Consider the following 26,007-nt stretch of genomic DNA (forward strand, 5'->3'; position numbering starts at 1 on the left):
TTTTAACAAATCTAAAAATTAAATAAATATGTTTATATACTCAATTTGAGTATTTTATTACACTATTCATTAAATTTCATCCTATCCAGAACAAAAAAAGCGAACCTTATGGTTCGCTTTTTTTAGATTCTGAATTTAATTCAGAATAACAATATTATAAATCTACACATGTAAAGCTCTATCTCCAGTTGCTGCTAAAGCAGCTTCTTTAATAGCTTCAGTAAATGTTGGATGTGCATGAGACATACGAGATACATCTTCAGCACTTGCTCTATACTCCATAGCTACAACTGCTTCTGCAATCATATCAGCAGCTCGAGCACCAACCATGTGTACTCCTAAAATTTCATCGGTAGTTTTATCAGCTAAAACTTTAACAAATCCATCAAGATCCATACTTGCTCTACTACGTCCTAAAGCACGCATAGGAAATTGTCCTACCTTATACTCTACTCCAGCGTCTTTAAGTTGCTCTTCGGTTTTACCAACAGCTGCAACTTCTGGCCAAGTATAAACTACACCTGGAATTAAGTTATAATCTATGTGTGGTTTTTGTCCTGCTAAGGTTTCAGCAACAAACACACCTTCTTCTTCAGCTTTATGCGCTAACATTGCACCTTTAATAACATCTCCTATTGCATAAATGTTTGAAGCACTTGTTTGTAAATGGTCATTTACTTCAACTTGACCTCTGTCGTTTATTTTTACTCCAGCAGCTTCAGCATTTAAACCATCAGTATAAGGACGACGACCTACTGATACTAAACAGTAATCGCCTTTAAATTCTACTTCTTCGCCTTTTTTATTATCAGCTTTAACGATAACTTCATCTCCAACGCGTTCTACCGATTTTACTTTATGAGAGGCATTGATGTTGAATTTTTGTTTTTTCAATACTTTATTCAACTCCTTAGAAACACCTGCATCCATTGTTGGTAAAATTCTATCTGCATACTCCACAACAGAAACCTCAGCACCTAAACGCTTGTATACTTGACCTAGTTCAAGACCAATAACTCCACCACCAATTACAATTAAATGATTAGGAACTTCTTTAAGTTTTAACGCTTCAGTAGAAGTGATTACACGTTCTTTATCAATGTTGATAAATGGTAAGCTAGATGGCTTAGAACCTGTTGCTATAATGGTGTTTTTAGCTTCAATTTCTTCTTCTTTTTCTCCTTTGATAAGGATATGAGTAGCATCTTTAAAGCTTCCTAAACCTTCATATACATCAATCTTATTCTTCTTCATTAAGAAATCAATTCCACCTGTAGTTTGGTCTACTACTGATTGCTTACGAGCAATCATTTTTTCTAAGTTTACCTTAACCTCACCAGAAATATCAATTCCATGCTCTTCAAAATGCTTAATAGCATCTTCGTAATGGTGAGACGAGTCTAAAAGTGCTTTACTTGGTATACAACCAACGTTAAGGCAAGTTCCTCCTAAAGTTGAATATTTTTCAATGATTGCAGTTTTCATTCCTAGTTGAGCGCAACGGATAGCTGCAACATATCCACCAGGACCAGAGCCTATAACGGCTACATCGTATGAATTCATAAGATTGTTTTTTGTCAGATTTTATTTAAAACTATTACAAAAATACAACATTGTATTTTTATTTACGAATGTGAGTTCACTAATTTTAAAGCTATAATTTACTTGAGTATTACGATTTGTAAATCTCTAAAACTCATTTCGTTTTAAGAAGGAAAACCTAGCATAGTTCCCATGCCTACTGTAAACAACCAAGACCCATAAATAGCATGTTCAATGGATACCAAAAGTGTTGATTTTGTTTTGGTATAGGTTAGCGCAAACAAGAGTCCGCCAAGAAAGGTTAAAACAAGCACCAAAGTACTTTTAAACATGATGTGTGCTAATGAAAACACTACTGCATTTAAAACTATTGCAAAAGAGGTGCTTTGAAACAATATAGCGTATCTTTCAAAAAAAAACGTTCTATAAATAAGTTCTTGAGGATATACCGAAAACACACTGTAAACAAACAAAATGACCAACCATAGCAAGGGCTTATTTAACAACACTTCAAATAAACGAGCATTATCAGTAAACCAAACAAAAAGCGTGGTTAATACAGCTATAATGGCTAGTTTTATGACAGTTTCTCTCCAAAACTGTTTCCAGTTTAAGCCTTGGGCTACTTTAAATTTTTTCCGCTCAACTTTAAGTAATAAATATATGACATACAAGAATCCTCCTAACCCAATACCCAACTTAATAAATGGTGAATAATCTAACGCAAAACTTATTGGTATTAGAATGAAAATAATGAAAAACTCTATGAGTTTATAAGTGTTAGATTTCATAATTAAACGCGTATTGCTGTTGTGTGTTTAACTTCGTTAATTACAAACATACTATGTGTACTACCAATATGATTTATAGAGGTTAATTTATTAACCATAAACTCTCTAAAGGCTTCCATATCGCTTACTATAACTTTTAAAAGGTAATCATAATCACCACTAATATGAAAACATTCTACAACTTCTTCTAGATTAGCAACATCTTTTTCAAATTTAACCACATATTCTTGAGTGTGCTGAATGAGTTTTATATGGCAGAAAGCAATAAACGACTTATCAATCTTTTCCTTTTTTATTAACGCTACATATTTATTGATAACGCCTTCACGCTCTAACTTTTTGATACGCTCGTAAACAGCAGTTACCGACAAATTCAACTTTAACGACAACTCTTTATTGGTTTGCTTACTATCCTGCTGAAGCAAATGCAGAAGCTTTTTATCTATATCATCAAAAATCATATTGAAAAATTTTCTTCAAACTAACATGTTAGCAGATTCATTTCGTAAAATATTTTTATAAAAGTAGCAAATAACAGATTAATAATCTAAAATTATACACATATATTGATAATACATCTATTTATTCGGATTTTTGATGTATTAACTAAATATAACTTTACCATGTCGTTTAAACCCGCAAATAATATACAAGACTTACAATATTTTGGTGAGTTTGGAGGTGTTAACCCTTCTATTTCAGATTCATCTACTTACACCTTTTTATCAGCTAAAACTATGTTTGATACGTTTGAAGGTAATGCAGATGGTTGCTACCTGTATTCTCGTCACTCATCGCCTTCTAACCTTTATTTAGGAGAAGCACTTGCTGCTATGGAAGGTACTGAAACCGCAACGGTAACAGCATCAGGAATGGGAGCCATTACACCTGTCATTTTACAGCTTTGTGGTGCTGGAGATCATGTAGTATCTAGTAGAACTATTTATGGTGGTACTTATGCGTTTCTTAAAAATTTCACACCAAAACTTAATATTAGCACCTCGTTTGTTGATATTACTAAACTAGATGTTGTTGAAGCGGCAATTACCGAAAACACTAAAGTTTTATACTGCGAGTCGGTTAGTAATCCTTTATTAGAAGTTGCCGACATAAAAGGACTTGCTGCTATAGCAAAAAAACATAATTTAAAACTTGTAGTAGACAATACGTTTTCGCCATTATCAATATCACCTGTTAAATTAGGTGCAGACATTGTAATACACAGTTTAACGAAATTTATTAATGGCTCTAGCGATACTGTTGGTGGTGTTGTGTGTGGAACTCAAGAATTTATTGACGCCTTAAGAAACGTTAATGATGGTGCTTGTATGCTATTAGGAAGCACAATGGATAGTTTACGCTCTGCTTCTGTTTTAAAAAACTTAAGAACACTACACATAAGAATGCAACAACATAGCCATAACGCTACATATTTAGCTCAAAAATTTCAAGCAGATGGTTTAAAAACGGTATATCCAGGATTAGAATCGCATCCTTCACATGAGTTATTTAAAAGCATGATGAACGAAAAATATGGTTTTGGAGGTATGCTTACCATAGATGTTGGTTCACTTGATAAGGCCAATGCACTTATGGAACTAATGCAAGAAAAAAACCTTGGGTATCTTGCTGTAAGTTTAGGGTTTTATAAAACATTATTCTCTGCTCCAGGTTCTTCAACATCATCTGAAATACCTGAAGACGAACAAAAAGAAATGGGATTAAGCGATGGTCTTATTCGTTTTTCTATTGGATTAGACGCTGATATTGAACGTACATACAACATGATGCGTGAATGTATGGAATCTTTAAACATCTTAGATAAAAAAAGTGAAGCTAGCTTAGTTTAATTTTTTTGACATAATTAATACACTAAAGACGCTTTCATAAACCGAAGGCGTCTTTTTTATTTTACAAAATCATTATAATTCAAGTATTTAAAAACAGTTAAACATCTGCATTTGCTTTATAGACAACATTATCGTAACATTACATCTATAAAACTTCTAACTAACACCTATGGAAAGCCAAGATATAAAGCCTAGACAACCACAAGATGAACATATTGTTGAAAACAAACAATTAAATATATGGGAAGCTTTAATACCTGTTATTGCTTTGGTTGGTATGCTAGCTTTTAATGTATTTGTTTATGGTGATAATGCGCTTAGTGGTAGCAATCAGTTTATCTTACTTTTAGGCGCTGCTGTTGCTGCTGTTGTTGGCTTTTATAATAAAGTAACGTTTAGCCAAATGATTGATGAAGTGGCTGAGAATGTAAAATCAACCACAGGAGCTATTTTAATTCTACTCATGGTTGGTGCTTTAGCAGGAACATGGCTTATTAGTGGTATTATTCCTGCGATGATATATTATGGTTTACAAATACTAAATCCTACCATATTTTTAGCTGCTTGTGTAATTATATGTGCAATTATATCAGTGGCTACAGGAAGTTCTTGGACAACTTCAGCAACCGTTGGTATTGCCTTAGTTGGTATTGGCGAAGCGCTTGGTGTTTCTTTAGGAATGACAGCAGGTGCTGTTTTATCTGGTGCTTATTTTGGAGATAAAATGTCTCCGTTAAGTGATACTACAAACCTTGCTCCAGCTATGGCAGGAAGTGAATTATTTACACATATAAAGTATATGGCTTTAACCACAGTACCTACAATTGTAATCACATTAATAGTATTTATCATTCTAGGATTTACGCAAGACACAACAGGAAATGCAGATACCTCTTTACTGCTTAATGATATTGATAGTACTTTTAATATTAATGGTTGGCTGTTTTTAGTTCCAATAATTGTTATTGTACTCATCATCAAAAAAACACCTCCACTTGTTGCACTTTTAATAGGAACTTTATTAGGAGGAATTTTTGCATTGCTATTTCAACCACACATAGTCACACAAATTGCAGGAACTGACTCTTTAACATTGACTTCTGCTTACAAAGGTATAATGGATGCTATTACAGTAAAAACCACAATAGCTACTGACAATGAAACACTACAAGATTTATTTTCTGCTTCAGGAAAAGGAATGTATGGCATGTTAGGAACCATTTGGTTAATTCTTTGTGCAATGGTTTTTGGTGGAGTTATGGATGCCATTGGAGCATTAACAAGAATTAGTCAAGCACTACTAAGTTTAGCAACAACCACATTTGGTCTTTTTGCAAGTACAGTGACTAGTTGTTTAGCATTAAACGTTACTGCTTCAGATCAATACTTAGCACTGGTTGTACCTGGAAAAATGTTTAAAAAAGCTTATGAAGACAAAGGGTTAGCACCTGAAAATTTAAGTAGAACGCTTGAAGATTCTGGTACAGTAACTTCTGTTTTAGTACCATGGAATACTTGTGGAGCCTACCAAAGTGGTGTGCTTGGAGTACCTGTTGTAGATTATTTCTTTTTCGCCATATTTAACTGGTTAAGCCCTTTTATGACCTTAACTTTTGCTGCGTTTTCGATTAAAATCAAACAATTATCTGCTAAGAAATAATTATTAATTCAATCATTTTAAACTCATTTTACCAAGTTGATATTTTAGAGTATCAATAATTGCTGATTTAACAAAAATCAACACCTTATTTTGATGCCATATTCTAATACTATTTGTATATAATTTTATATTATTTATTTCTATCAAAACACGCTGTTTAAGTCCTTATGTTTGTAGTGAAATTAATAATCACTTAAAAAATAAATAAACATGGCATTCGTAGGAAAACAATTTCCAGATTTAAATGTAAACGCAATGAACGAAATGGGTGACACCTTTAAATTAAACGTTCTTGAAGAAGCAAAAAACAATAACAAAAAAGTAGTATTATTTTGGTACCCGAAAGATTTCACTTTCGTATGTCCTACTGAATTACACGCTTTTCAAGCTGCTTTAGGTGAGTTTGAAAAACGCAACACCATAGTAATTGGAGCTTCTTGTGATACTGCTGAAGTTCATTTTGCTTGGTTAAGTACTGCTAAAGATAATGGTGGAATTGAAGGTGTAACTTACCCTCTTTTAGCTGATTCTAACAGAAATTTAGCATCAACTCTTGGTATTTTAGATATCTCTAACGAAACTTACAACGAAGAAACTGGAGTTGTAACTGTAGATGGCGATAACGTAACTTACAGAGCTACTTACATCATTGATGAAGAAGGTATCGTACAACACGAAAGCATCAACAACATGCCACTTGGTAGAAATGTAAATGAATATTTAAGAATCATCGATGCTTTAACTCACGTACAAGAAAAAGGTGAAGTTTGTCCTGCTAACTGGGAAGAAGGTAAAGATGCAATGCAAGCTAATGCTCAAGGTACAAAAGAGTATTTAAAAGCACACTTAAACTAAGTATTAGTTATGGTTCAAGAATTAGATCAAGACAATTTACAAAGTATAGTTTCTGAAAACGATACAGTTGTTGTGCAATACTCAGCAACTTGGTGTGGAAACTGTCGTATAATGAAGCCAAAGTTCAAGAAATTAGCAACAGAAAATGAAAATATTACTTTCGTTATTGCTGATGCTGAAAAATTTCCTGAGAGTAGAAAATTAGCAACTGTAGACAACTTACCTACGTTTGCTACTTTTAAAAATGGTGAATTCAAAAATCAAGTACAAACTAATAAGTTCGATGTTTTAAAAGAACTTGTTGATGAAGTTATTTAATTATGAAGTTACCAGTAATAAAACAATTAACCCAGTTTATCGAAGATAATGACGAAGACTTCGTATTAGAGACTATTGAAACCTTAGAAAACCTAACCGAAGTACCATCATTAAAAGATGAAGAGTTAGATGTTATAGGTGAATTAATTTCTAATATGTATGGTGCAATTGAAGTACACAAAATGGTAAAAGATGGCACACCAAAAAAGGAAGCTTTAAATACTTTTATGTCTCGTGTTCTTGGATCTATCGATAAATAATAGCATTAATTGAAAAAGAAGAATAAAAAACCACTTCAAATGAAGTGGTTTTTTTATGTTTTATAATTTCTCTGCTATTGTCTTTAGTTCTTTTTCTTTAGCATAATCCAAAGCTGTTTTACCCTCTAAATCTTTAAGTGATTTATCAGCATTATGAGCTAAAAGCACATCTACAACTGCCTCTTGGTTATATTGTGTTGCATACATTAAAGCGGTTGTACCATTATTGTTTTGCGCATTTACATTAGCATTATGTTTTAGCAACATCTCAACTAACGCAAGATTTCCTTTAAAACTCACTCCTATTAAGGCTGTATTACCAGAAGCATCCTTTCCATTAACATCTGCATTATGCTCTAATAACACTTTAGCAATACCTTCTTTATCAAAGTAGCTAGCAAAAATTAAAGGCGTAAATCCTCTTGCATCAGTTATACTAGCTAATTTAGGATTTCTATCAAGTTGTAGTTTTATGTTTTCAGTATTACCAGACTGTATGGTTCTAAAAAATAATTCGTTTTCGTTCATATCTATGTATTCAATAAAAAAAGGAACACATTACATAACTAATGCATTCCTTTTTAAAGTTACTATTTATCAATTATTTCAAATCAAATCTATCAGCATTCATCACTTTAGTCCAAGCTGCCACAAAATCTTTAACAAATTTCTCTTCAGCATCATCGGCTGCATATACTTCAGCAACTGCTCTTAATTCAGTATTTGAACCAAAAATTAAATCGGCACGAGTACCTGTAAACTTCACTTCACCAGTTCTTCTATCTCTTCCTTCAAATAATTGGTCATCACTAGAAGTTGCACTCCATGTGTAGGTCATATCTACTAAATTCTTGAAAAAGTCATTGGTAAGATGACCTACATTATCAGTAAATACTCCATGTTTAGAACCATCATAGTTAGCCCCTAAAACTCTTAAACCTGCTACTAATACTGACATTTCAGGAATAGACAATGCCATAAGATTAGCTTTATCAATCAATAAATCTTCAGCAGCAACCTTAACATTTGGGTTCATATAATTTCTAAATCCATCGCCTAGTGGTTTTAAATAGTTGAATTGCTCAACATCAGTTTGCTCTTGAGTAGCATCTCCTCTACCTTGAGCAAAAGGCACTGAAATATCATGTCCTGCATTACTAGCAGCTTCTTCTATAGCCGCAACACCTCCAAGCACAATTAAATCTGCCATAGAAATTGTTCCGCTAAATTGGTTTTGAATGCCTTCATAAACTCCCAAAACTTTATTTAATTCTTCTGGGTTATTTACTTTCCAACTGCGTTGTGGCTCTAATCTTAATCGTGCTCCATTTGCTCCACCTCGCTTATCAGAATCTCTATACGTTGAAGCCGAAGCCCAAGCTGTTCTTACCAATTCAGAAATTGATAAACCTGACGCTAAAATCATTTTCTTTAATGAGGTAATGTCACTGTCGCTTAGTTTATAATCCACTTTAGGAACAGGATCTTGCCAAATTAATTGCTCACTAGGAACTTCTGGCCCTAAGTAACGATCAATTGGTCCCATATCTCTGTGTGTTAACTTATACCAAGCTCTAGCGAAAGCATCTTCAAAAGCTTTGTGGTCTTTATGAAAGCGTTGTGAGATTTTTAAATATTCAGGATCTGTTTTTAAAGCAATATCTGCTGTGGTCATCATTAAGGCTTGCTTCCCATTTGGGTCACCTGCTTTTGGAGCCATACGTGCTTTAGACGCTGCTGTTGGCGTCCATTGGTGTGCTCCTGCAGGACTTTTGGTTAATTCCCAATCATAATTCAATAACACATCAAAATAATCGGCATCCCATTGTGTTGGGTTTGGTGTCCAAGCACCTTCAATACCACTAGTAATTGTATCGTCTAACACACCACTTTTATAAGTGTTTTTCCAACCAGTACTCATTTGCTCTATTGGTGCACCATGTGGTTCAGCACCTACATATTGACCAGGATCTGCAGCTCCATGTGCTTTACCAAAAGTATGACCACCAGCAACAAGAGCAACTGTTTCTTCATCATTCATTGCCATACGACCAAAAGTTTCTCTTACATCTTTAGCAGAACCCATTGGGTCTGGTTTTCCATCTGGACCTTCAGGGTTTACGTAAATCCATCCCATCATAACAGCAGCAAGAGGATCTTCTAAATCTCTTTCATTGTAGTTATCACTATTTCCATAACGCTCTTCGTTTGCTCCCCATTCTGTTTCGCTTCCCCAATATACATCTTGCTCAGGTTCCCAAATATCTTCTCGCCCACCAGCAAAACCAAAGGTTGGGAATCCCATAGACTCTAACGCACAGTTTCCTGCAAGAATCATTAAATCTGCCCACGAGATTTTATTACCGTACTTCTTTTTTATTGGCCATAATAATAATCTTGCTTTGTCTAAGTTTCCGTTATCTGGCCAGCTATTTATTGGTGCAAAACGCTGATTACCTGTACCTGCTCCTCCACGACCATCTCCAACTCTATAAGTACCTGCACTATGCCATGCCATACGAATCATAAAACCTCCATAATGGCCATAGTCTGCAGGCCACCAATCTTGCGAGTCGGTCATAAGATTTAAAACATCTTGTTTTAATTCTGCAAAGTCTATGCTATTAAATGCTTCAGCATAATTAAAATTTTCTCCTAGTGGATTCGATTTTGCAGCATGTTGTCTTAAAATATTTAATTTTAATTCATTTGGCCACCAATCTCTATTCTTTACTCCACCTCCACCAACAGTATTTTGCTTTCCGCTTAAAAAAGGACACTTGTTTGGGTCTGAATTGTTAGAATGATTATTGTTTTCCATTTTTATTATTTTTTTATGATTCTATATTCTATAAAATTAAGAAAAATGCATCCTAAAAGATTAAAAATTACATTTTTATAAATAATATTATTATTGATAAAACTTATAGAAAACAAAAATTCAATAACAAACAGTAATTAAAACAAAAAAAAGGTCTCAATTGAGACCTTTATTAATGACTAATACAACTTTATTATGATTTTGGGAGAAGCACTGTATCAACAACGTGTATAACTCCATTGGATTGGTTAACATCTGCTATTGTAACTTTAGCTGTGTTACCATTTTCATCAGTAATGTAAACATCGCCTCCTTTGGTCCACGCTGTTAACCATCCACCACTTACAGTTTCTATTTTTGCTTTTCCATCTCCTTTCTTTATCATTCCCATAACGTCACTAGCACTCCATTTTCCTGCAACCACATGATATTTTAATACAGTTTGCAGTGTAGAGATGTTTTCTTCCTTTAATAGGTTTTCAACTGTGCCCTTTGGCAACTTACCAAAAGCATCATTTGTAGGTGCAAAAACTGTAAAAGGTCCCTCGCTCATTAACACATCAACTAATCCTGCTGCTTTAACTGCTGCAACTAGTGTAGTGTGGTCTTTAGAGTTTACAGCATTTTCTACAATATTTTTACTTGGGTACATTGGAGCTCCACCTACCATTTTGGTATCTTCTTTCTTCATTTTGCTTTGTGCTATAGTATTTGTGCCTATAGTAAATGTTGCTAACAAAATAATTGAAGTGAATAATTTAATCTTTTTCATAATACTTTAGATTTAAGTTTATAATTGTTTGGTATATAAACGAAAAAACTCATCAAGCGGTTTTAAAAAAATAAAAGTCCTCAGTAATTCATCAAACTAGTCATGCTTTGTTACCTAGTTAAATTTTTGTTTTATTTTGAAATTCTATGGTACTTTTTTTGTATCTTATAGAAAGAATTTAAAGCGAATTATTATGGAAGATGTTAATTATATAAAAGTGTTTTCAGGTAATTTTATTATTGTGCAATTGGTATTGGACAGATTACAAAGCATTGGCATTAATGCTATTATTAAAGACGAGTCAGAATCTGGTAGGCTTGCTGGTTTTGGGTCATCCATTCAAGGATTTCAAGAACTCTTTGTTAACAAAGACGAATTGGACAACGCACTACCCATTGTAGAGTCAGTAAAATCTGAACTTAAAGTATAAAAAAAATCCTGATGAATTTCATCAGGATTTTAGTTTTATGATGCTGTTACAGCGTACATTTTTTCTCTTTGCTCCTTTATCTTTTTATCATCCATATACTCATCAAAAGTCATATATCTATCGATAATTCCGTTAGGAGTTAGTTCTATCACTCTATTTGCAACCGTTTGGGCAAACTCATGGTCATGTGTTGTAAACAAGACTGTTCCTTTAAAGTTTTTTAATGAGTTGTTGAATGCTGTAATACTTTCAAGATCAAGGTGGTTTGTTGGTTCGTCCAACATCACTACGTTAGCTCTCATCATCATCATCCTACTCAACATACAACGCACTTTTTCACCTCCAGATAATACATCTGCAGTTTTTAAGGCTTCTTCACCACTAAAAATCATTTTCCCAAGAAAACCTCTAATATAAACCTCTTCGCGTTCTTCTTCGGTAGTTGCCCATTGACGTAACCAATCTACAAGCGTAAGTTTGTTTTCAAAATACTCGCTATTATCAAGTGGCAAATAAGATTGAGAGGTTGTAACTCCCCAAGCATACTTACCAGAATCGGCTTTTTCTTTTCCGTTAATAATTTGATAAAACGCAGTAGTTGCTCTAGAGTCTTTAGAATACACTACTACCTTATCCCCTTTAGCTAAGTTGATATCTACATTTTGAAATAGTACTTCACCATCAATTGAAGCTGATAAGTTTTCAACGTTTAAAATTTGATCTCCTGCTTCTCTTTCTCGTTCAAAAATAATTGCAGGATAACGTCTGCTCGATGGCTTAATTTCAGAAATATTAAGCTTATCAATCATTTTCTTTCTACTGGTAGCTTGCTTAGATTTTGCAACATTGGCAGAAAAACGTCTAATAAACTCTTCCAGCTCCTTTTTCTTTTCTTCAGCTTTTTTGTTTTGTTGTGCTCTTTGTCTTGCAGCTAATTGTGAAGACTCGTACCAAAACGTGTAATTACCTGAGAAGTGATTGATTTTTCCAAAATCAATATCAGAAATATGTGTACATACTGCATCTAAAAAGTGACGGTCGTGAGATACCACAATAACGCAGTTGTTATAGTTGGCTAGGAAATTTTCTAACCATGAAATTGTTTCATAATCCAAGTCGTTGGTAGGCTCATCCATGATAAGTACATCTGGATTTCCAAATAAGGCTTGTGCCAATAACACTCTTACTTTTTGCTTACCATCTAAATCTTTCATTAAGGTATAATGAAGATCTTCTTTGATGCCTAAGTTAGACAACATTGCTGCAGCATCGCTATCGGCATTCCAACCGTTCATTTCTTCAAATTGCACTTGCAGCTCTCCAATTTTTTCAGCGTTTTCATCAGTATAATCTGCATAAAGCGCATCTATTTCTGTTTTTAACTTAAATAATGGTTTATTTCCCATTATTACAGTTTCTAACACAGTATGCTCGTCATATAAATTGTGCTCCTGCTCTAAAACTGACATACGCTTACCTTGCTCTAGGTGAACGTGACCAGACGTAGGATCCATTTTTCCTGATAAAATCTTTAAAAAAGTAGATTTTCCTGCTCCATTAGCTCCAATAATACCATAGCAATTACCTTGATTAAATGTGGTATTTACCTCATCAAACAAAATACGCTTACCAAATTGAACCGAAAGATTAGATACTGTTAACATAGTGTCTATTTTAATTTTTTGCAAAAGTAGAAAAATGAATCCATAAAGAAGAAACTTAAAGCTGTTTTTTCAATGTATTAAAAAAGCTTGCAACTCAAGTTTTAACAGCGTATTAACAACACATATACGTTTCAAATTTTATTTTTGTGTGATATGCATATTTAGCCTACGTTATAGTAATATATATGAAGTTTTACATCATAAGTTTTTTAGCATCTGTATTGGTTTTTGGATGCAAAGATATTTCAACTGAAAACATTGATTACACCTATTTTGGCGGTGAAATTATTAACCCTAAAAATAATCACGTTACATTATACAGTCCAGAAACTGGATACGATACTTTATTTCTTGATAAGCAGAATCGTTTTTTAAAAAAGCTAGAGACTTTTAAACCTGGTTTATTTTCATTTATGCATGGAGGCGAATACCAATTGGTACTTTTAGAGCCTAGTGATAGTATTATGCTTAGACTAAACACTATAGATTTTGATGAATCTTTAGTATTTACAGGTCTTGGTTCAAAAAAGAACAATTACCTGATTAAAACATTTTTAGAAAATGAAATTGAAATAAAAAAGCGTAATACGTTTTGCCGAATGTCGCCTGAAGAGCTTGAATCGTATTTAGACTCTACAAAAAAAATAAAGCTTGAAGAATTAAATAGTTTTTTAGACAAGAAACCTTTTTCTGACTTATTTAAGTCTATTGCTAAAGCTAATATTGACTACAATTACTATTACTATAAAGAAATTTATCCTTTTGGTTACTACGGTAATCATCAACTAGCCCATTACAAAGATTTACCTCAAGATTTTTATGATTACAGAAAAGAGATAGATTATGGACTAGACCATTTAAGTGAATACCCAACCTACAACCAATTTATGTTGGCACATTTTAATAATCTAGCGCTTACTGATTATTATGACAATGTAGCTGATTATCATGAGACTTTTGATAGACAGTCTTTGGATTACAACTTAGAAAAACTACGATTAATTGATAGCTTGGTAACTTCTGAAAAAGTAAAAAACTATCTTTTAAAAATAAACACCAGAGAATTTGTATATAACAGTACTGATACTAATGAAGCTTCTCTAGTACTAAATTCATACTTTGAAAAGACAACTAACGAAAAAGACAAGAAAGACATTGATAGGCTATTAGCGGTTTTAAATAATTTAAGACCCGGAAAAGATTTACCAAACGCTGAACTTTTAGATTTTAATGGTGAAGCTGTTATGCTAAACAATTTAATTTCTAAACCTACTGTTATTTATTTTTGGTCTTCAAACAACGATTTGATTTTTAAGAATAGTCACTACCGAACCAAACGCTTAAAAGCTAAGTTCCCTCAAGTAGAATTTATTGCTATTAACATTAACAACGACGATAAAAAACATTGGAAAAGCACACTGCAAAATTCAAAATTTCCAACTCAAAATGAGTATCAGTTTAAAGACAAAAGCACCTCAAACATTTTGGCTATCAACTCAATTTACACTGTAATTTTAGTTGATGATGACGGTAAAATAGTGACCTCTAGAGGAAGCCTCTTTAATAAAGATTTTGAAAACGAGATACAAACGCTAGTTAGCAGATAAACCCAATAAAAAAACTCCTGAATTATTCAGGAGTTTTCTTTTTCTAAATATTATTAAATCTAATTCTTAGTTACCCTTTTTATAATCGGCTAAAAACTTCTCTAAACCTATGTCAGTAAGTGGGTGTTTTAACAACCCTGTAATTGAACTTAAAGGTCCTGTCATTACATCTGCTCCTAGTTTAGCACAATCAATTACGTGCATTGTATGACGCACAGAAGCTGCTAAAATTTCAGTATCAAACCCATAGTTATCATAGATTTGACGAATCTCAGCAATAAGGTTTAATCCATCAGTTGAAATATCATCTAAACGTCCAATAAATGGCGATACATATGTTGCTCCTGCTTTTGCAGCTAACAAGGCTTGTCCTGGAGAAAACACTAAAGTTACGTTGGTTTTTATACCTCTATCACTAAAGTATTTACATGCTTTTACACCATCTTTAATCATAGGTAATTTAATAACTATTTGATCGTGTAATTCAGCTAGTGCTTCACCTTCTCTAACCATACCTTCAAAGTCAGTAGAAATAACCTCAGCACTTACATCACCATCTACAATGTTACAGATATCAACATAATGTTTTAAAATGTTGTTTGTTCCTGTAATACCTTCTTTAGCCATTAAAGATGGGTTTGTAGTTACACCATCTAAAATACCCATATCCTGAGCTTCTTTGATTTGATCTAGGTTAGCTGTATCAATAAAAAATTTCATGTATTTAATTTATTTGTTGTGTTATTTAAGTTGCAAAATTACAATTTATATGCTGGTTTTAATTAGAAATATTATGAAATAATATTAACAATCTACAGTAGTAAAAAACGAAATGGATTACTATTACAGCTTATAATGTTTCATCAGCATTTTTTCATACACCTTGTCAGGTAAAATGCGCTTTAAAACAATAGAAAACTTTTGCATAAACTCACCTACCTTATAGTGCGCTTTTGGATTTTTAGTATTTATCACTTTATAAACTGCTTTTGCCATTAACAATGGGTCTTTTCCACTATCAACATGCTCATCCATTAGTTTTAACGTGTTCCCATAAGGTGTTTTATAAGGCGACTGCTCTTGTACTGGAGCATGGTAACGACCAGCAGCTATATTAGTAGCAAAATCTCCTGGAGCAATATTGGTCATTTCAATATTAAAATTTTTAATCTCCATTCTAAAGGCTTCAGTAATTAATTCCAACGCACCTTTACTTGCACTGTAAACGCCTCTGTATGGCAATCCCATGTATCCAGCAATAGAGGTAATATTGATAATTAGTCCACTTTTTTGCTTACGCATTTGTGGCAATACCGCTTTTATTACATTGATAGGTCCAAAAAAATTAGTTTCAAAATTACGTTTTATCTCGTCGTCTGGAATTTCTTCAATAGGTCCAGTAATTCCAGCTCCTGCATTATTAACCAAGACATCTAGTCGACCTTCTTTGTCTATAATAGTTTGAACAGCTTTGGTAATAGTTTGGGTATTTGAAACATCTAAAGCTAAAAGGTTTAACTTCTTTCAGAATATCGCTCAGGATTTCTACTGGTTCCATAAACAACAAATCCTTTTTCTAAAAGAAACTCTCCAATAGATTTCCCTATACCAGAAGAACCTCCTGTGATTAAAACAACTTTAGACATAAACTATAATTAATACTGTAAAATTAACAATGTAATATTCATTCAGAAGAAAAAGTGAAAAAGATTTGAGTTTTGGGTACAAAAAAAGGCAAGCTACCTACATCACACCGCTACGACCGCGTACCTTTGCTGCGTTCCCGCCCTGGAGGATTAAGCAGGAGCTGGTTGTGTAGGACTTGCCGACTGCAAAGATACAACCTTTTAATACTTTTGCAATAGTTTTTTAAACTGAATTTTATTAAATAAATTGCTTCAAAATTTATAGGCATGAACAACAGATTTAAACTACTATCAATCACACTTTTAGCCTTATCTCTATTTGCTTGCGGAAGTAGTACCGAAACTAAAAAACATAACTTTTCGCTTCAAACTAATGCTAAAAACAACGTTATAACCTTAGGTGAAACCTTAAATCTTTCTATAAAGAACCCAAAAAATGAAACTATAACTGCTGTGTCTTATAAAATTAACGACAAACAGGTTTCTGAATCTTTCGCAACAAACGATTTAAAATTAGGTGTTCAAACGCTAACAGCAACTATTAGCTATGACAATACCACTGCTGATGTGTCTACAAAAATTACTATTTTAAATAATACCAAGCCTAAGATTTACACTTATAAAATTGTAAACACCTATCCTCACGACATTACATCTTACACACAAGGTCTTGAGTTTTACAATGGTGAATTGTATGAAAGCACAGGACAATACAGAGAATCTAAACTGAGAAAAGTAGATTATAAAACTGCCGAAGTTTTAAAGAACATCAACTTACAGAGCCAATATTTTGGAGAAGGTTTAACCGTTTTAAACGATAAAATCTATCAATTAACATGGAGAGAAAACACAGGCTTTGTTTATGACGTCAACAGTTTTGAGAAGTTGAGTAGTTTCACCTACGGAAAAAGCAACGAAGGTTGGGGACTTTGTAACGATGGCACTCGTATTTTTAAAAGTGATGGCACAGAAAATATCTGGTTGCTAAACCCTGAAACTCTTGCCGAAGAAGAAACCATACAAGTGTATAGAGAAAAAGGAAAAGTTGTTGGCTTAAACGAACTGGAATGGGTTAACGGAAAAATATACTCTAACCTGTATCAATTTAATGGTGTAGCTATTATCAATCCAAAAAATGGTGCTATGGAAGCGGTTATCGACTTTTCACCTTTACGCAAACTAGTTACACAACATCAAGGACTAGACGTACTTAATGGTATTGCCTACAATCCTGATACCAATACTTTATTTGTAACAGGAAAACGTTGGGATAAACTTTTTGAAGTTGAAATTATTGAGCAATAGCATGCAAACTTTTGAAACCCAAATCACTGTTTCCAATCAGCATCTAGATATGCTCAACCATGTAAACAATGTACAGTATGTACAATGGGTTCAAGATATAGCTGAGCAACATTGGAACGCGAGAGCAACACCTGAAATCCTTGATACGTTTTATTGGGTAATGTTAAGTCATCACATACACTATAAAGGTGAAGCAATTTTAAACGACGTGATTACTCTCAAAACATTTGTAACCAAAGCCGAAGGTGTCAAATCTACTAGAGTTGTGGAAATCTACAACCAACAAACCAACAAATTACTAACTACCTCAGAAACTGAATGGTGTTTGATGTCTAAAGCAACACATCGACCAACACGCATTACTCCAGAAATTGCGACACTCTTTAGTTAAAAATTACCTAAAACCGTTGTTAAAGTTTCTTAATCCTAAATTAGCTATGCAGTTATTTCTCTTTATTTGAAATAACCAACTAAGCTATTACAATTGAAATCATTATCAATCACTCTCTTTCTTTTAGTTTCACTGTCTTTAAATGCGCAACAACTAAAAGGTATTGTTTACGACGCTGAAGCTACAGTGAAAGGTGCAAAAATCATCAATAGCACACAAAACATACTTTCCTACACTAACGACGAAGGTGTTTTTAATATCAGTGCTCAACCCAATGACACTTTAGTGTTTAGTTCACTTTTTCATCATGAAAAAACAATTGTTGTAACCTCTGAACATTTTAAAGAAGACACTGTTATAGAACTTAAAAAAATCACTAATGAACTCGATGAAGTTGAAATTTTAAAAGCCAAAGAGAAAAAGTTCGATTCTATAGTATATACTGAAGAGTTTAGCACACAAATCAACAACGACTATAAAGAAAGACCTTATTTATACCAACCACCTCCTAGTGGCAATATGGACTTTGTTGCTATTGCAAAGCTAATTGGCAAACTCTTTAAAAAGAAAAACAAAGCTCCAGAAATAGTTTATGCAGAAACTGAAGATTTTATTCACCTATTTGAAACACATTCGTTTTTTAACTCACGAATGCTCACCAAAGAACTTAAGATACCTAATGAATATCATCAACTGTTCTTTGACTTTTGTAGTGCTAAAAACATCAACAAAGCATTAATTGATACCAACCAAGAACTTCCGCTTTTAGATAGACTTAACACCTTGAGTAAAGAATTTAATTTGATGCTAAAAGAACAACAGCAAGATTAAAACATTAACTACAAAGTCTTTTAACCTCAAAAAATGAACAAATAATTTTTCGTCTTTATAATAAAAATATGACTTCAAAAGTTATATTTTTGGCATATTGCTACAGATAAAGACATTAACATGAAAAAAATTCTATACTTCGTATTCACACTTTTTGTTCTCGTATTTTGGAGTTCTTGTCGTGAGGATTTCGATTTTTCTCCAAGTACTGGTAACCTTGAGTTCTCTAAAGACACTGTATATCTAGACACTGTGTTTACTAATATTGGCTCAAGTACTTACAACCTTAAAGTGTATAACCGAAGTAATGATGACATTGTAATCCCAACGCTTAGACTTGGACAAGGTGAAGCTTCTAATTACCGTTTAAATGTCGATGGAATGGCAGGAAAGGAATTTCAAAACATCGAGCTATTGGCAAAAGATAGCATGTACGTGTTCATTGAAACCACAATAGATATTGAAGAGCTTGCAGCTAGTGACAATCAGTTTTTATATACAGATGTCATTGAATTCGATTCTGGTAGTAATTATCAAAAAGTGGACTTGGTAACCTTAGTTAAAGATGCTGTATTTATTTACCCAAGCAAAGATGCTAATGGTGTTATTGAAACATTGGCTTTTGATGTAGATGGTGATGGTACACCAGACCAGACCGAAATTCAAGGTCGCTTTTTAGAAAATGACGAACTCACTTTCACCAACGAAAAACCTTATGTTATTTATGGTTATGCTGCTGTAAACGAAGGTGAAACCCTTACAATGGAAGCTGGAGCAAGAGTCCATTTTCATGCTAATTCTGGGCTTTTAATTACTAATACTGCGTCTTTACAAATTAATGGCGCATTAAGTACTGACCAAGATATTTTAGAAAACGAAGTCATTATACAAGGAGACCGTTTAGAACCACTTTATGAAGACATTCCTGGACAATGGGGAACCATTTGGTTATATAGTGGTAGCACAAACAATAGCATTGATTTTGCGACTATTAAAAATGCAACTGTAGGTGTTTTAACCGAAGGCAACCAAAACGATGCTAACAAATTAAACATCACCAACTCTAAAATTTACAACTCTAGTAACTTTGGTATTTTGGCGAGAGCTAGTGCTATAACAGGAGAAAATCTTGTAATTAACAACTCTGGTCAGTCGTCATTTGCTGGAACTTTTGGAGGAACTTACAATTTTACACACTGTACCATTGCCAACTATTGGGATAGTAGTTTTAGACAATTTCCATCAGTGTTTTTAAACAACTATTTGTTAGATGAAAACGAAAATGCTACGCCTAATGTGTTAGACGCTAATTTTAATAACTGTATCATTTACGGAAATGATAATCCTGAGATTATTTTAGACGAAAATGATGGAGCCGATTTTGGTTTTAAATTCACCAATTGCTTAATACGATTCCAAGACAATAACAATAACTTTCCTGGTGACAACTATAATTTAAGCAATAGTGAGCTTTATGATAATTGCATCTTCAATAGTGATCCTGATTTTAAACTTCCTTTTGAAAACGATTTAAGAATTGGTGAAGATTCTGGAGCAAATAACTTAGGCAATGACTTATACGACTTTTTTGCTGCCCAAGTGCCTGTTGATATTTTAAACACTAACAGAACCTCAAGTCCCGATTTAGGAGCGTATCAGCATATTATATTTGAAGAAGATTAATTTTTTTAAATAATCAGCTTAAGAAAATAACGGTCTATCTTGCATTAACGCGTTAACTTTTTCTCCAACAGCCTCTAAAGTACTTTCGTTATCATGATTTTTGATAACCTCATCAATCAATTCAACAATATACTCCATATCAGTTTCTTTTAATCCTCTAGTAGTAATTGCTGCTGTTCCAACGCGTATTCCTGAAGTTACAAAAGGCGACTTATCATCAAAAGGCACCATGTTTTTATTAACGGTTATTTCGGCTTTTACTAAAGCTTGTTCAGCATCTTTACCAGAAACGTCTTTATTTCTAAGGTCAATAAGCATCATGTGATTATCGGTTCCACCAGAAATAATATGGTAATCTCTATCTACAAACGCTTTTGCCATAGCTGCTGCATTTTTCTTTACTTGAAGTATGTAATGCATAAACTCGTCAGTTAAAGCTTCACCAAAAGCAATTGCTTTAGCAGCAATAATATGCTCTAATGGTCCACCTTGATTTCCTGGGAATACTGCCGAATCAAACAACGACGACATTTTACGCAGGTTACCATTTTTCAATTTTAAACCAAACGGATTGTCAAAATCCTCACCCATTAAAATCATTCCTCCTCTAGGTCCTCTTAAAGTTTTATGTGTAGTTGTTGTCACCACATGGCAATGAGGAATTGGGTCGTTAAGAATACCTTTAGCAATCAAACCTGCAGGATGCGATATATCTGCCATAAGAATTGCGCCAACGCTATCAGCTATAGCTCTAAAACGCTTAAAGTCGATATCTCTAGAATATGCCGAAGCTCCTGCTATAATAAGTTGTGGTTGTTCTTTAGTAGCTATGTCTTGTATTTTATCATAGTTTAATACTCCTGTCTCCTCTTCTACACCATAAAATACAGGATTGTATAACTTACCAGAAAAGTTTACTGGCGAACCATGAGTTAAATGTCCTCCATGAGACAAATCAAAACCTAATATTTTATCTCCTGGTTTTAAGCACGCAGCAAAAACCGCTGTATTTGCTTGACTTCCTGAGTGTGGTTGCACATTAGCATAAGCAGCACCAAATAAGGTTTTTGCTCTGTCAATAGCAATTTGCTCAACAACATCAACCACTTCGCAACCACCATAATAACGCTTTCCTGGATACCCTTCAGCATATTTATTGGTTAATACTGAGCCAGCAGCTTCCATAACCTGCTCACTAACAAAATTCTCTGAAGCAATAAGCTCCAAACCATGTAGTTGTCTTTCTTTTTCCTCTTGTATTAGGTCAAATATCTCTTGATCGCGTTGCATAATATTGGGTTTGATTAAAAAATTTATCAAAAATAATAAATACAATCTGTTAAATACACCAAAACCTATATATTTACTATTGTATTTTCAACAATTTATCAACTATATAAAACCAACCTACTTTTTATGGTTTTTATTCAAAAAGATTAAAAAATTTATGTAGGTTTGAATAGATTTTATAAAACTTATAATTAACAATAGCCTATGCCATTATCTGCAAATAATCCTGATAGAACTTCGTGGTTGCACGTTGGAAAGAATTCTGATTTTCCTATCCAAAACATCCCTTTTGGCGTTTTCCTTACTAGAGACGATATCATTACCATTGGTACTCGTATTGGAGACACTGCCATTGACTTGGGAGCATTGCACCAACTAGGTTACTTTGACGATATTCCATTAACAGATGATATTTTTCTTCAAGATACTTTAAACGATTTTATTGCTGATGGAAGAAAAACTTGGAGAGCTGTAAGAAATAGAATTGCCCAAATTTTTGACAGCAACAACACCTCTTTAAAAAACAACAAAAAACATAAAGAAATTGTACTCTTTCGTTTAGACGAAATTGAAATGCAATTACCTGTTCAAATTGGTGACTATACCGATTTTTACTCAAGCATTGAGCATGCTACCAATGTAGGAACCATGTTTCGTGATCCAGAAAACGCTTTAATGCCTAACTGGTTGCACATTCCTGTTGGGTATCATGGTAGAAGTTCTTCTATCATCCCTTCTGGTATTCCTGTGCATCGTCCACAAGGGCAAACCTTACCTGCAGGTAGTGATACTCCTGTGTTTGGACCTTCTAAGTTGGTAGATTTTGAGCTAGAAATGGCTTTTATTACTACTGATGCTAACGACCTTGGAGAACCTATCCCAATTGAAGAAGCTGAAGAATACATCTTTGGTTTGGTACTATTTAACGATTGGTCTGCACGTGATATCCAAAAATGGGAATACGTGCCACTTGGTCCTTTTTTAGCTAAAAACTTTGCATCATCTATTTCACCATGGATTGTAACATTAGATGCGCTTGAACCTTACAGAGTGGAAAGCCCAAAGCCTTTAAAACCACAATTACCTTACTTACAGTACAAGGGTAAAAAGAGCTACGACATTAACTTAGAAGTATCTATAAAGCCTAAAACTGCTAAAGAAACCATAGTGAGCAAATCCAACTTTAAATACATGTACTGGAATATGGTACAACAGTTGGCACACCATACTATTAACGGTTGTCCTGTAAACTCTGGTGATATGATGGGAAGTGGTACCATTTCTGGTCCTACTCCTGACTCTTATGGCTCTATGCTTGAATTGACATGGAGAGGTGAAAAACCATTAAAAATGAAAGATGGTAGCGAACGAAAATTCATTAACGATTACGATACGGTTATCATGAGAGGCTATTGCGAAAAAGATGGCACTCGCATTGGCTTTGGAGAAGTCTCCACGCAATTGCTGCCTGTTTTCAAACCCAAAAAAGTTAAATAATCAACCAACTAATTTTAAGTCCCTCAGTAATGAGGGTTCTTTTTTGGCATCAAAATTGAAAACACTTTTCTATAACCCTAAAATTACAGACTTATGAGAAGATTACTACTCCTTTCGGTATTACTTTCAGTATTAGTTTCCTGTAGTGGAAGAAAACAAGTTGAAAAAGCCATAAATACTGGTAATTACAACCAAGCGATTTATGATGCCTTAAAAAAACTTGAAACCAATAAAAACAGCAAACGTAAACAAGATTATGCGCTTATGCTTCAAGACGCTTACTACAAAGCCAATGAGCGCGATTTAAACAACATAAAACATCTTAAAAAGGATAACAACCCAGAGCTGTACACTAACATTTATGAGTTGTACCTTGCGCTTAATGCACGTCAGGAAGCAGTAAAACCTGTACTGCCTTTGGTAGTTGATGGTAAAACCATAAACTTTAAGTTTAATGATTATACCAACGATATTATTGAAGCAGAGAGTTTGCGTCAGACTATTTATATGAAAAAGGCTTAGCGCTTTTAGAAACCGAAGACAAATACAACATTCGTGAAGCCTACAGTATCTATCAATATATTGAAAAGATTAACCCAAACTATGAAGATACAAGAGCCTTAATGCAAGAAGCACACGAACGAGGAATCCATTATGTGATTGTAACCATACAAAACCAAACCAATCAGGTTATTCCTAAACGTTTGGAAAATGAGTTACTTAATTTTGACACTTATGGTTTAGACCAATTTTGGACCGCTTACCATGCTAATCCAAGTAATGAGATTGACTATGACTTTGCAATGCAATTACAGTTAAAGCGTATTAATATTACACCTGAAAAAATTACTGAGCGTCAATTACTACGCGAAAAGCAAATTGTTGATGGTTGGAAATACCAACTTGATAGCAACGGTAATGTCATGAAGGATAGCCTTGGTAACGATATTAAAGTAGATAAAATTGTGACAGTAAAGGCGAGACTGTTTGAGGTATTGCAACGTAAAAGCTCACAGGTGGTTGCCAATGTGGTGTATACCGATTTAAAAAGCAACACTACGCTAGATGCGTTTCCTATTGATAGTGGCTTTGTGTTTGAAAACCTGTTTGCCACTTTTAGAGGCGACAAACGTGCCTTAACACGCGAAGACCTAGACCTAGTAAACAACCGTAGAGTGCCATTTCCTAGTAACGAACAAATGGTGTACGATACTGGTGAAGACCTTAAACTACAGCTAAAAAACATTATTAGCGATTTTAATAACTAAATAAAAAACTCCCAATTTGGGAGTTTTTTTGTGTGTTTAACTTAAAGTGCTTCAGTAACTAACATAGCAAGAACAAACCGAATAGAAAATCTGCGAGGATTTTCGTAAGTAGGCTAGAACCTTGCAATTAATTTTATACATTGTTGTTGTAAGTAGTGTTTTATGCAGATATAAGTTCCTTGCTTAGTTCCGATTCGCGTTCAGACCAAAGGATGTAATCAGCATTTTTTGCTTTCAGCGCATCTAAAAATTCAGTTCTAACTTCTTTGTCAATATTATTTATTATTGCAATTGCATTCACGTCTTTTTTTGTGATTTTTTCACGAATTGGTTTTATATCTTCCCACGCAAAAAGAAAAGTAGATAAGTTTGATTTATTTACTGTATTAAATGATTTAATAACTGTTTCTTTTTTCTTTTTAGCTATTTGAAAATCAAAATTAAATTCTAAACCTGTAGCCCCTTTTGAAATAAAGTCAGGTGTATAAATTATGTCGTGAGAATCTAAATACGTTCTAACATCTTCTTTAAATATTGAAGCAACATTATGTTTTGATAAAACATATAAATCGTTAATTTCAATTATAGCTGAGAGAAAATTATGCTTTGATTGTGAAAAATTTTCAATGTTAGCTTCTATTGTTAATTCGTCACCTTCAGCTCTTATTCCATAATTTAATAGAATAGTGTCTAAAATTGCTCTACGTCTTTTAGAACCTTGAATGTGTAGACCTTGCAGTTCTAAATTAGACATAGTTTCTCCATTATCACTTAACCTTAATTGATTTCCTTTTTTTTGAGCATAAATTTCAATAGTGTCATTAAAGGCTCCAACAAAAGGTGTGTTTATTAGAAACCAATCGGTATTAGAGTCCTTTTGAATGAAGGTTTTTTCTCTTAACCAACTGTAATAATCGTCCACATATGTATTTACCCAATTCAAAGTATTGCCTGTTGAATGTTAATTAATGATTTTAAATTTATTCGTCTAGCAAAGTTAATTATTAAATCCGATAAGTCTGATGCTTGAGTAATATCTTTAATTGGAAAATCACTATCAGTTAGCGGAATCGCCCAAGCTAATGGTTTGTAGCCTTCGACATAAATATGAATATGCGACTCTGTTGGGTCAAACCATTTGTCAGCATAAGGAATTAAAAAATCAGGCAAAGTAGGAATTATATTTGAAGGATTGTGATGACCTCCTTTAAAATCAATTCTTAACAAACCAATAAAAGAATTACTTTCTAAATGATGTATCGACGTTTTAAGTATGATTTTTTGATTGGTAGTGATTTCAACCCAAAATTCATAATCAGAATCTTGATGAGAAATCAATTCCAATCTGTTTTTCTTTTTCGATAAATCTATTGTTTGATTTGGATTCGTTAAAACCTTTTCTAAATCCAATAAATATTTCGCTTCTTGGTTAGTTAGCATTTTTTTTATATTACTTACAACTTTATAAGATATGGATAGTTTTAATCATTCATACTCAAAACACAGCAAGATACCAACTCCTAAAA

At 33.5% G+C, this 26,007-nt stretch carries 25 protein-coding genes, 1 other RNA gene and 1 pseudogene; 14 read left to right on the forward strand and 13 right to left on the reverse strand.

The features are described from left to right. Positions 1-162: 162 nt before the first annotated feature. From lpdA to ACQ0RB_RS09915, 3 genes are all read right to left on the reverse strand, one after another. The gene (gene lpdA, locus ACQ0RB_RS09905) at positions 163-1,563 is read right to left on the reverse strand and encodes a dihydrolipoyl dehydrogenase (RefSeq protein WP_430498193.1); all 1,401 of its coding nucleotides are present in this window, start codon (positions 1,561-1,563) and stop codon (positions 163-165) included. 143 nt (positions 1,564-1,706) lie between these two features. Beyond that, a complete protein-coding gene (locus tag ACQ0RB_RS09910) occupies positions 1,707-2,333 on the reverse strand; it encodes a CPBP family intramembrane glutamic endopeptidase (RefSeq protein ID WP_430498195.1) in 627 nt (208 codons plus the stop codon). A 2-nt stretch (positions 2,334-2,335) separates the two neighbouring features. After that, on the reverse strand, positions 2,336-2,794 hold the full coding sequence (locus tag ACQ0RB_RS09915) for an Lrp/AsnC family transcriptional regulator (protein ID WP_129760285.1): 459 nt from the start codon (positions 2,792-2,794) through the stop codon (positions 2,336-2,338). Positions 2,795-2,956: 162 nt separating this feature from the next. Here ACQ0RB_RS09915 and ACQ0RB_RS09920 point away from each other — a divergent pair, with 162 nt between their 5' ends. The 5 genes from ACQ0RB_RS09920 (at position 2,957) to ACQ0RB_RS09940 (ending at position 7,276) form a co-directional block, all read left to right on the forward strand. After that, positions 2,957-4,183 carry an aminotransferase class I/II-fold pyridoxal phosphate-dependent enzyme gene (locus ACQ0RB_RS09920; protein WP_430498198.1) on the forward strand — a complete coding sequence of 409 codons (1,227 nt, stop codon included), beginning with the start codon at positions 2,957-2,959 and terminating at the stop codon, positions 4,181-4,183. Between the two features lie 169 nt (positions 4,184-4,352). Then, positions 4,353-5,843 (forward strand): Na+/H+ antiporter NhaC, encoded by a 1,491-nt coding sequence (gene nhaC / locus ACQ0RB_RS09925; protein ID WP_430498200.1) that lies wholly within the window; start codon positions 4,353-4,355, stop codon positions 5,841-5,843. A 210-nt stretch (positions 5,844-6,053) separates the two neighbouring features. After that, positions 6,054-6,698 (forward strand): peroxiredoxin, encoded by a 645-nt coding sequence (locus ACQ0RB_RS09930; protein WP_131507042.1) that lies wholly within the window; start codon positions 6,054-6,056, stop codon positions 6,696-6,698. Positions 6,699-6,707: 9 nt separating this feature from the next. After that, positions 6,708-7,016, forward strand: coding sequence for a thioredoxin family protein (locus ACQ0RB_RS09935; protein WP_129760289.1), 309 nt, complete (start codon positions 6,708-6,710; stop codon positions 7,014-7,016). Between the two features lie 2 nt (positions 7,017-7,018). Then, complete coding sequence (locus tag ACQ0RB_RS09940; protein WP_129760290.1) at positions 7,019-7,276, forward strand: DUF6952 family protein; 258 nt, start codon at positions 7,019-7,021, stop codon at positions 7,274-7,276. A gap of 60 nt (positions 7,277-7,336) precedes the next feature. Here the strand turns inward: ACQ0RB_RS09940 and ACQ0RB_RS09945 are convergent, their stop codons facing one another. The 3 genes from ACQ0RB_RS09945 to ACQ0RB_RS09955 all read right to left on the reverse strand — a co-directional run bounded on the left by ACQ0RB_RS09945 (position 7,337) and on the right by ACQ0RB_RS09955 (position 10,869). Next, positions 7,337-7,804 carry an ankyrin repeat domain-containing protein gene (locus ACQ0RB_RS09945; protein ID WP_430498203.1) on the reverse strand — a complete coding sequence of 156 codons (468 nt, stop codon included), beginning with the start codon at positions 7,802-7,804 and terminating at the stop codon, positions 7,337-7,339. Between the two features lie 73 nt (positions 7,805-7,877). Continuing rightward, positions 7,878-10,097, reverse strand: a complete 2,220-nt coding sequence (katG, locus tag ACQ0RB_RS09950) for a catalase/peroxidase HPI (RefSeq protein ID WP_430498205.1) — start codon at positions 10,095-10,097, stop codon at positions 7,878-7,880. Between the two features lie 193 nt (positions 10,098-10,290). Then, complete coding sequence (locus ACQ0RB_RS09955; RefSeq protein WP_430498207.1) at positions 10,291-10,869, reverse strand: fasciclin domain-containing protein; 579 nt, start codon at positions 10,867-10,869, stop codon at positions 10,291-10,293. Between the two features lie 193 nt (positions 10,870-11,062). Here ACQ0RB_RS09955 and ACQ0RB_RS09960 point away from each other — a divergent pair, with 193 nt between their 5' ends. Beyond that, complete coding sequence (locus ACQ0RB_RS09960) at positions 11,063-11,299, forward strand: putative signal transducing protein (protein WP_131507050.1); 237 nt, start codon at positions 11,063-11,065, stop codon at positions 11,297-11,299. Positions 11,300-11,334: 35 nt separating this feature from the next. Here ACQ0RB_RS09960 and ACQ0RB_RS09965 read toward each other — a convergent pair whose 3' ends face one another. Beyond that, on the reverse strand, positions 11,335-12,963 hold the full coding sequence (locus ACQ0RB_RS09965; protein ID WP_129760294.1) for an ABC-F family ATP-binding cassette domain-containing protein: 1,629 nt from the start codon (positions 12,961-12,963) through the stop codon (positions 11,335-11,337). 185 nt (positions 12,964-13,148) lie between these two features. On the opposite strand from ACQ0RB_RS09965, the gene ACQ0RB_RS09970 reads away from it, so the two are divergent. After that, a complete protein-coding gene (locus tag ACQ0RB_RS09970) occupies positions 13,149-14,570 on the forward strand; it encodes a TlpA family protein disulfide reductase (RefSeq protein WP_430498210.1) in 1,422 nt (473 codons plus the stop codon). A gap of 66 nt (positions 14,571-14,636) precedes the next feature. Here ACQ0RB_RS09970 and fsa read toward each other — a convergent pair whose 3' ends face one another. From fsa to ffs, 3 genes and pseudogenes are all read right to left on the reverse strand, one after another. Continuing rightward, entirely contained in the window at positions 14,637-15,290 is a 654-nt protein-coding gene (gene fsa, locus ACQ0RB_RS09975) for a fructose-6-phosphate aldolase (RefSeq protein ID WP_129760296.1), read from the reverse strand. A gap of 123 nt (positions 15,291-15,413) precedes the next feature. After that, positions 15,414-16,216 (reverse strand): annotated as a pseudogene (locus tag ACQ0RB_RS09980) (SDR family oxidoreductase). 83 nt (positions 16,217-16,299) lie between these two features. Beyond that, an RNA gene (gene ffs, locus ACQ0RB_RS09985) (signal recognition particle sRNA small type) lies at positions 16,300-16,398 on the reverse strand. Positions 16,399-16,483: 85 nt separating this feature from the next. Here ffs and ACQ0RB_RS09990 point away from each other — a divergent pair. From ACQ0RB_RS09990 to ACQ0RB_RS10005, 4 genes are all read left to right on the forward strand, one after another. Further along, on the forward strand, positions 16,484-17,521 hold the full coding sequence (locus ACQ0RB_RS09990; protein WP_430498212.1) for a glutaminyl-peptide cyclotransferase: 1,038 nt from the start codon (positions 16,484-16,486) through the stop codon (positions 17,519-17,521). Position 17,522: 1 nt separating this feature from the next. Continuing rightward, positions 17,523-17,912, forward strand: coding sequence for an acyl-CoA thioesterase (locus ACQ0RB_RS09995; RefSeq protein ID WP_129760299.1), 390 nt, complete (start codon positions 17,523-17,525; stop codon positions 17,910-17,912). Between the two features lie 93 nt (positions 17,913-18,005). Continuing rightward, positions 18,006-18,743: a carboxypeptidase-like regulatory domain-containing protein gene (locus ACQ0RB_RS10000; protein ID WP_430498214.1), complete on the forward strand. Its 738-nt coding sequence runs from the start codon at positions 18,006-18,008 to the stop codon at positions 18,741-18,743. Between the two features lie 120 nt (positions 18,744-18,863). Beyond that, complete coding sequence (locus ACQ0RB_RS10005) at positions 18,864-20,426, forward strand: hypothetical protein (RefSeq protein ID WP_430498216.1); 1,563 nt, start codon at positions 18,864-18,866, stop codon at positions 20,424-20,426. An 18-nt stretch (positions 20,427-20,444) separates the two neighbouring features. Here ACQ0RB_RS10005 and glyA read toward each other — a convergent pair whose 3' ends face one another. Next, positions 20,445-21,716 carry a serine hydroxymethyltransferase gene (gene glyA / locus ACQ0RB_RS10010; protein WP_129760303.1) on the reverse strand — a complete coding sequence of 424 codons (1,272 nt, stop codon included), beginning with the start codon at positions 21,714-21,716 and terminating at the stop codon, positions 20,445-20,447. A gap of 204 nt (positions 21,717-21,920) precedes the next feature. Between glyA and fahA the strand changes: the two genes are divergently transcribed. The 3 genes from fahA (at position 21,921) to ACQ0RB_RS10025 (ending at position 24,481) form a co-directional block, all read left to right on the forward strand. Next, entirely contained in the window at positions 21,921-23,213 is a 1,293-nt protein-coding gene (fahA, locus tag ACQ0RB_RS10015) for a fumarylacetoacetase (RefSeq protein WP_131507066.1), read from the forward strand. 93 nt (positions 23,214-23,306) lie between these two features. Then, positions 23,307-23,735: a hypothetical protein gene (locus ACQ0RB_RS10020; protein WP_430498218.1), complete on the forward strand. Its 429-nt coding sequence runs from the start codon at positions 23,307-23,309 to the stop codon at positions 23,733-23,735. Between the two features lie 101 nt (positions 23,736-23,836). After that, positions 23,837-24,481: a hypothetical protein gene (locus ACQ0RB_RS10025; RefSeq protein ID WP_430498220.1), complete on the forward strand. Its 645-nt coding sequence runs from the start codon at positions 23,837-23,839 to the stop codon at positions 24,479-24,481. 160 nt (positions 24,482-24,641) lie between these two features. On the opposite strand, the gene ACQ0RB_RS10030 is transcribed toward ACQ0RB_RS10025, so the two are convergent. Further along, positions 24,642-25,424 carry a DUF1828 domain-containing protein gene (locus ACQ0RB_RS10030; protein ID WP_430498221.1) on the reverse strand — a complete coding sequence of 261 codons (783 nt, stop codon included), beginning with the start codon at positions 25,422-25,424 and terminating at the stop codon, positions 24,642-24,644. After that, on the reverse strand, positions 25,421-25,921 hold the full coding sequence (locus ACQ0RB_RS10035; protein ID WP_430498223.1) for a DUF6978 family protein: 501 nt from the start codon (positions 25,919-25,921) through the stop codon (positions 25,421-25,423). The genes ACQ0RB_RS10030 and ACQ0RB_RS10035 overlap by 4 nt, the downstream gene beginning before the upstream one ends. Positions 25,922-26,007 lie beyond the last annotated feature (86 nt).

This window comes from Gaetbulibacter sp. PBL-D1, from assembly GCF_050509525.1.
GTDB lineage: Bacteria > Bacteroidota > Bacteroidia > Flavobacteriales > Flavobacteriaceae > Gaetbulibacter_B > Gaetbulibacter_B jejuensis.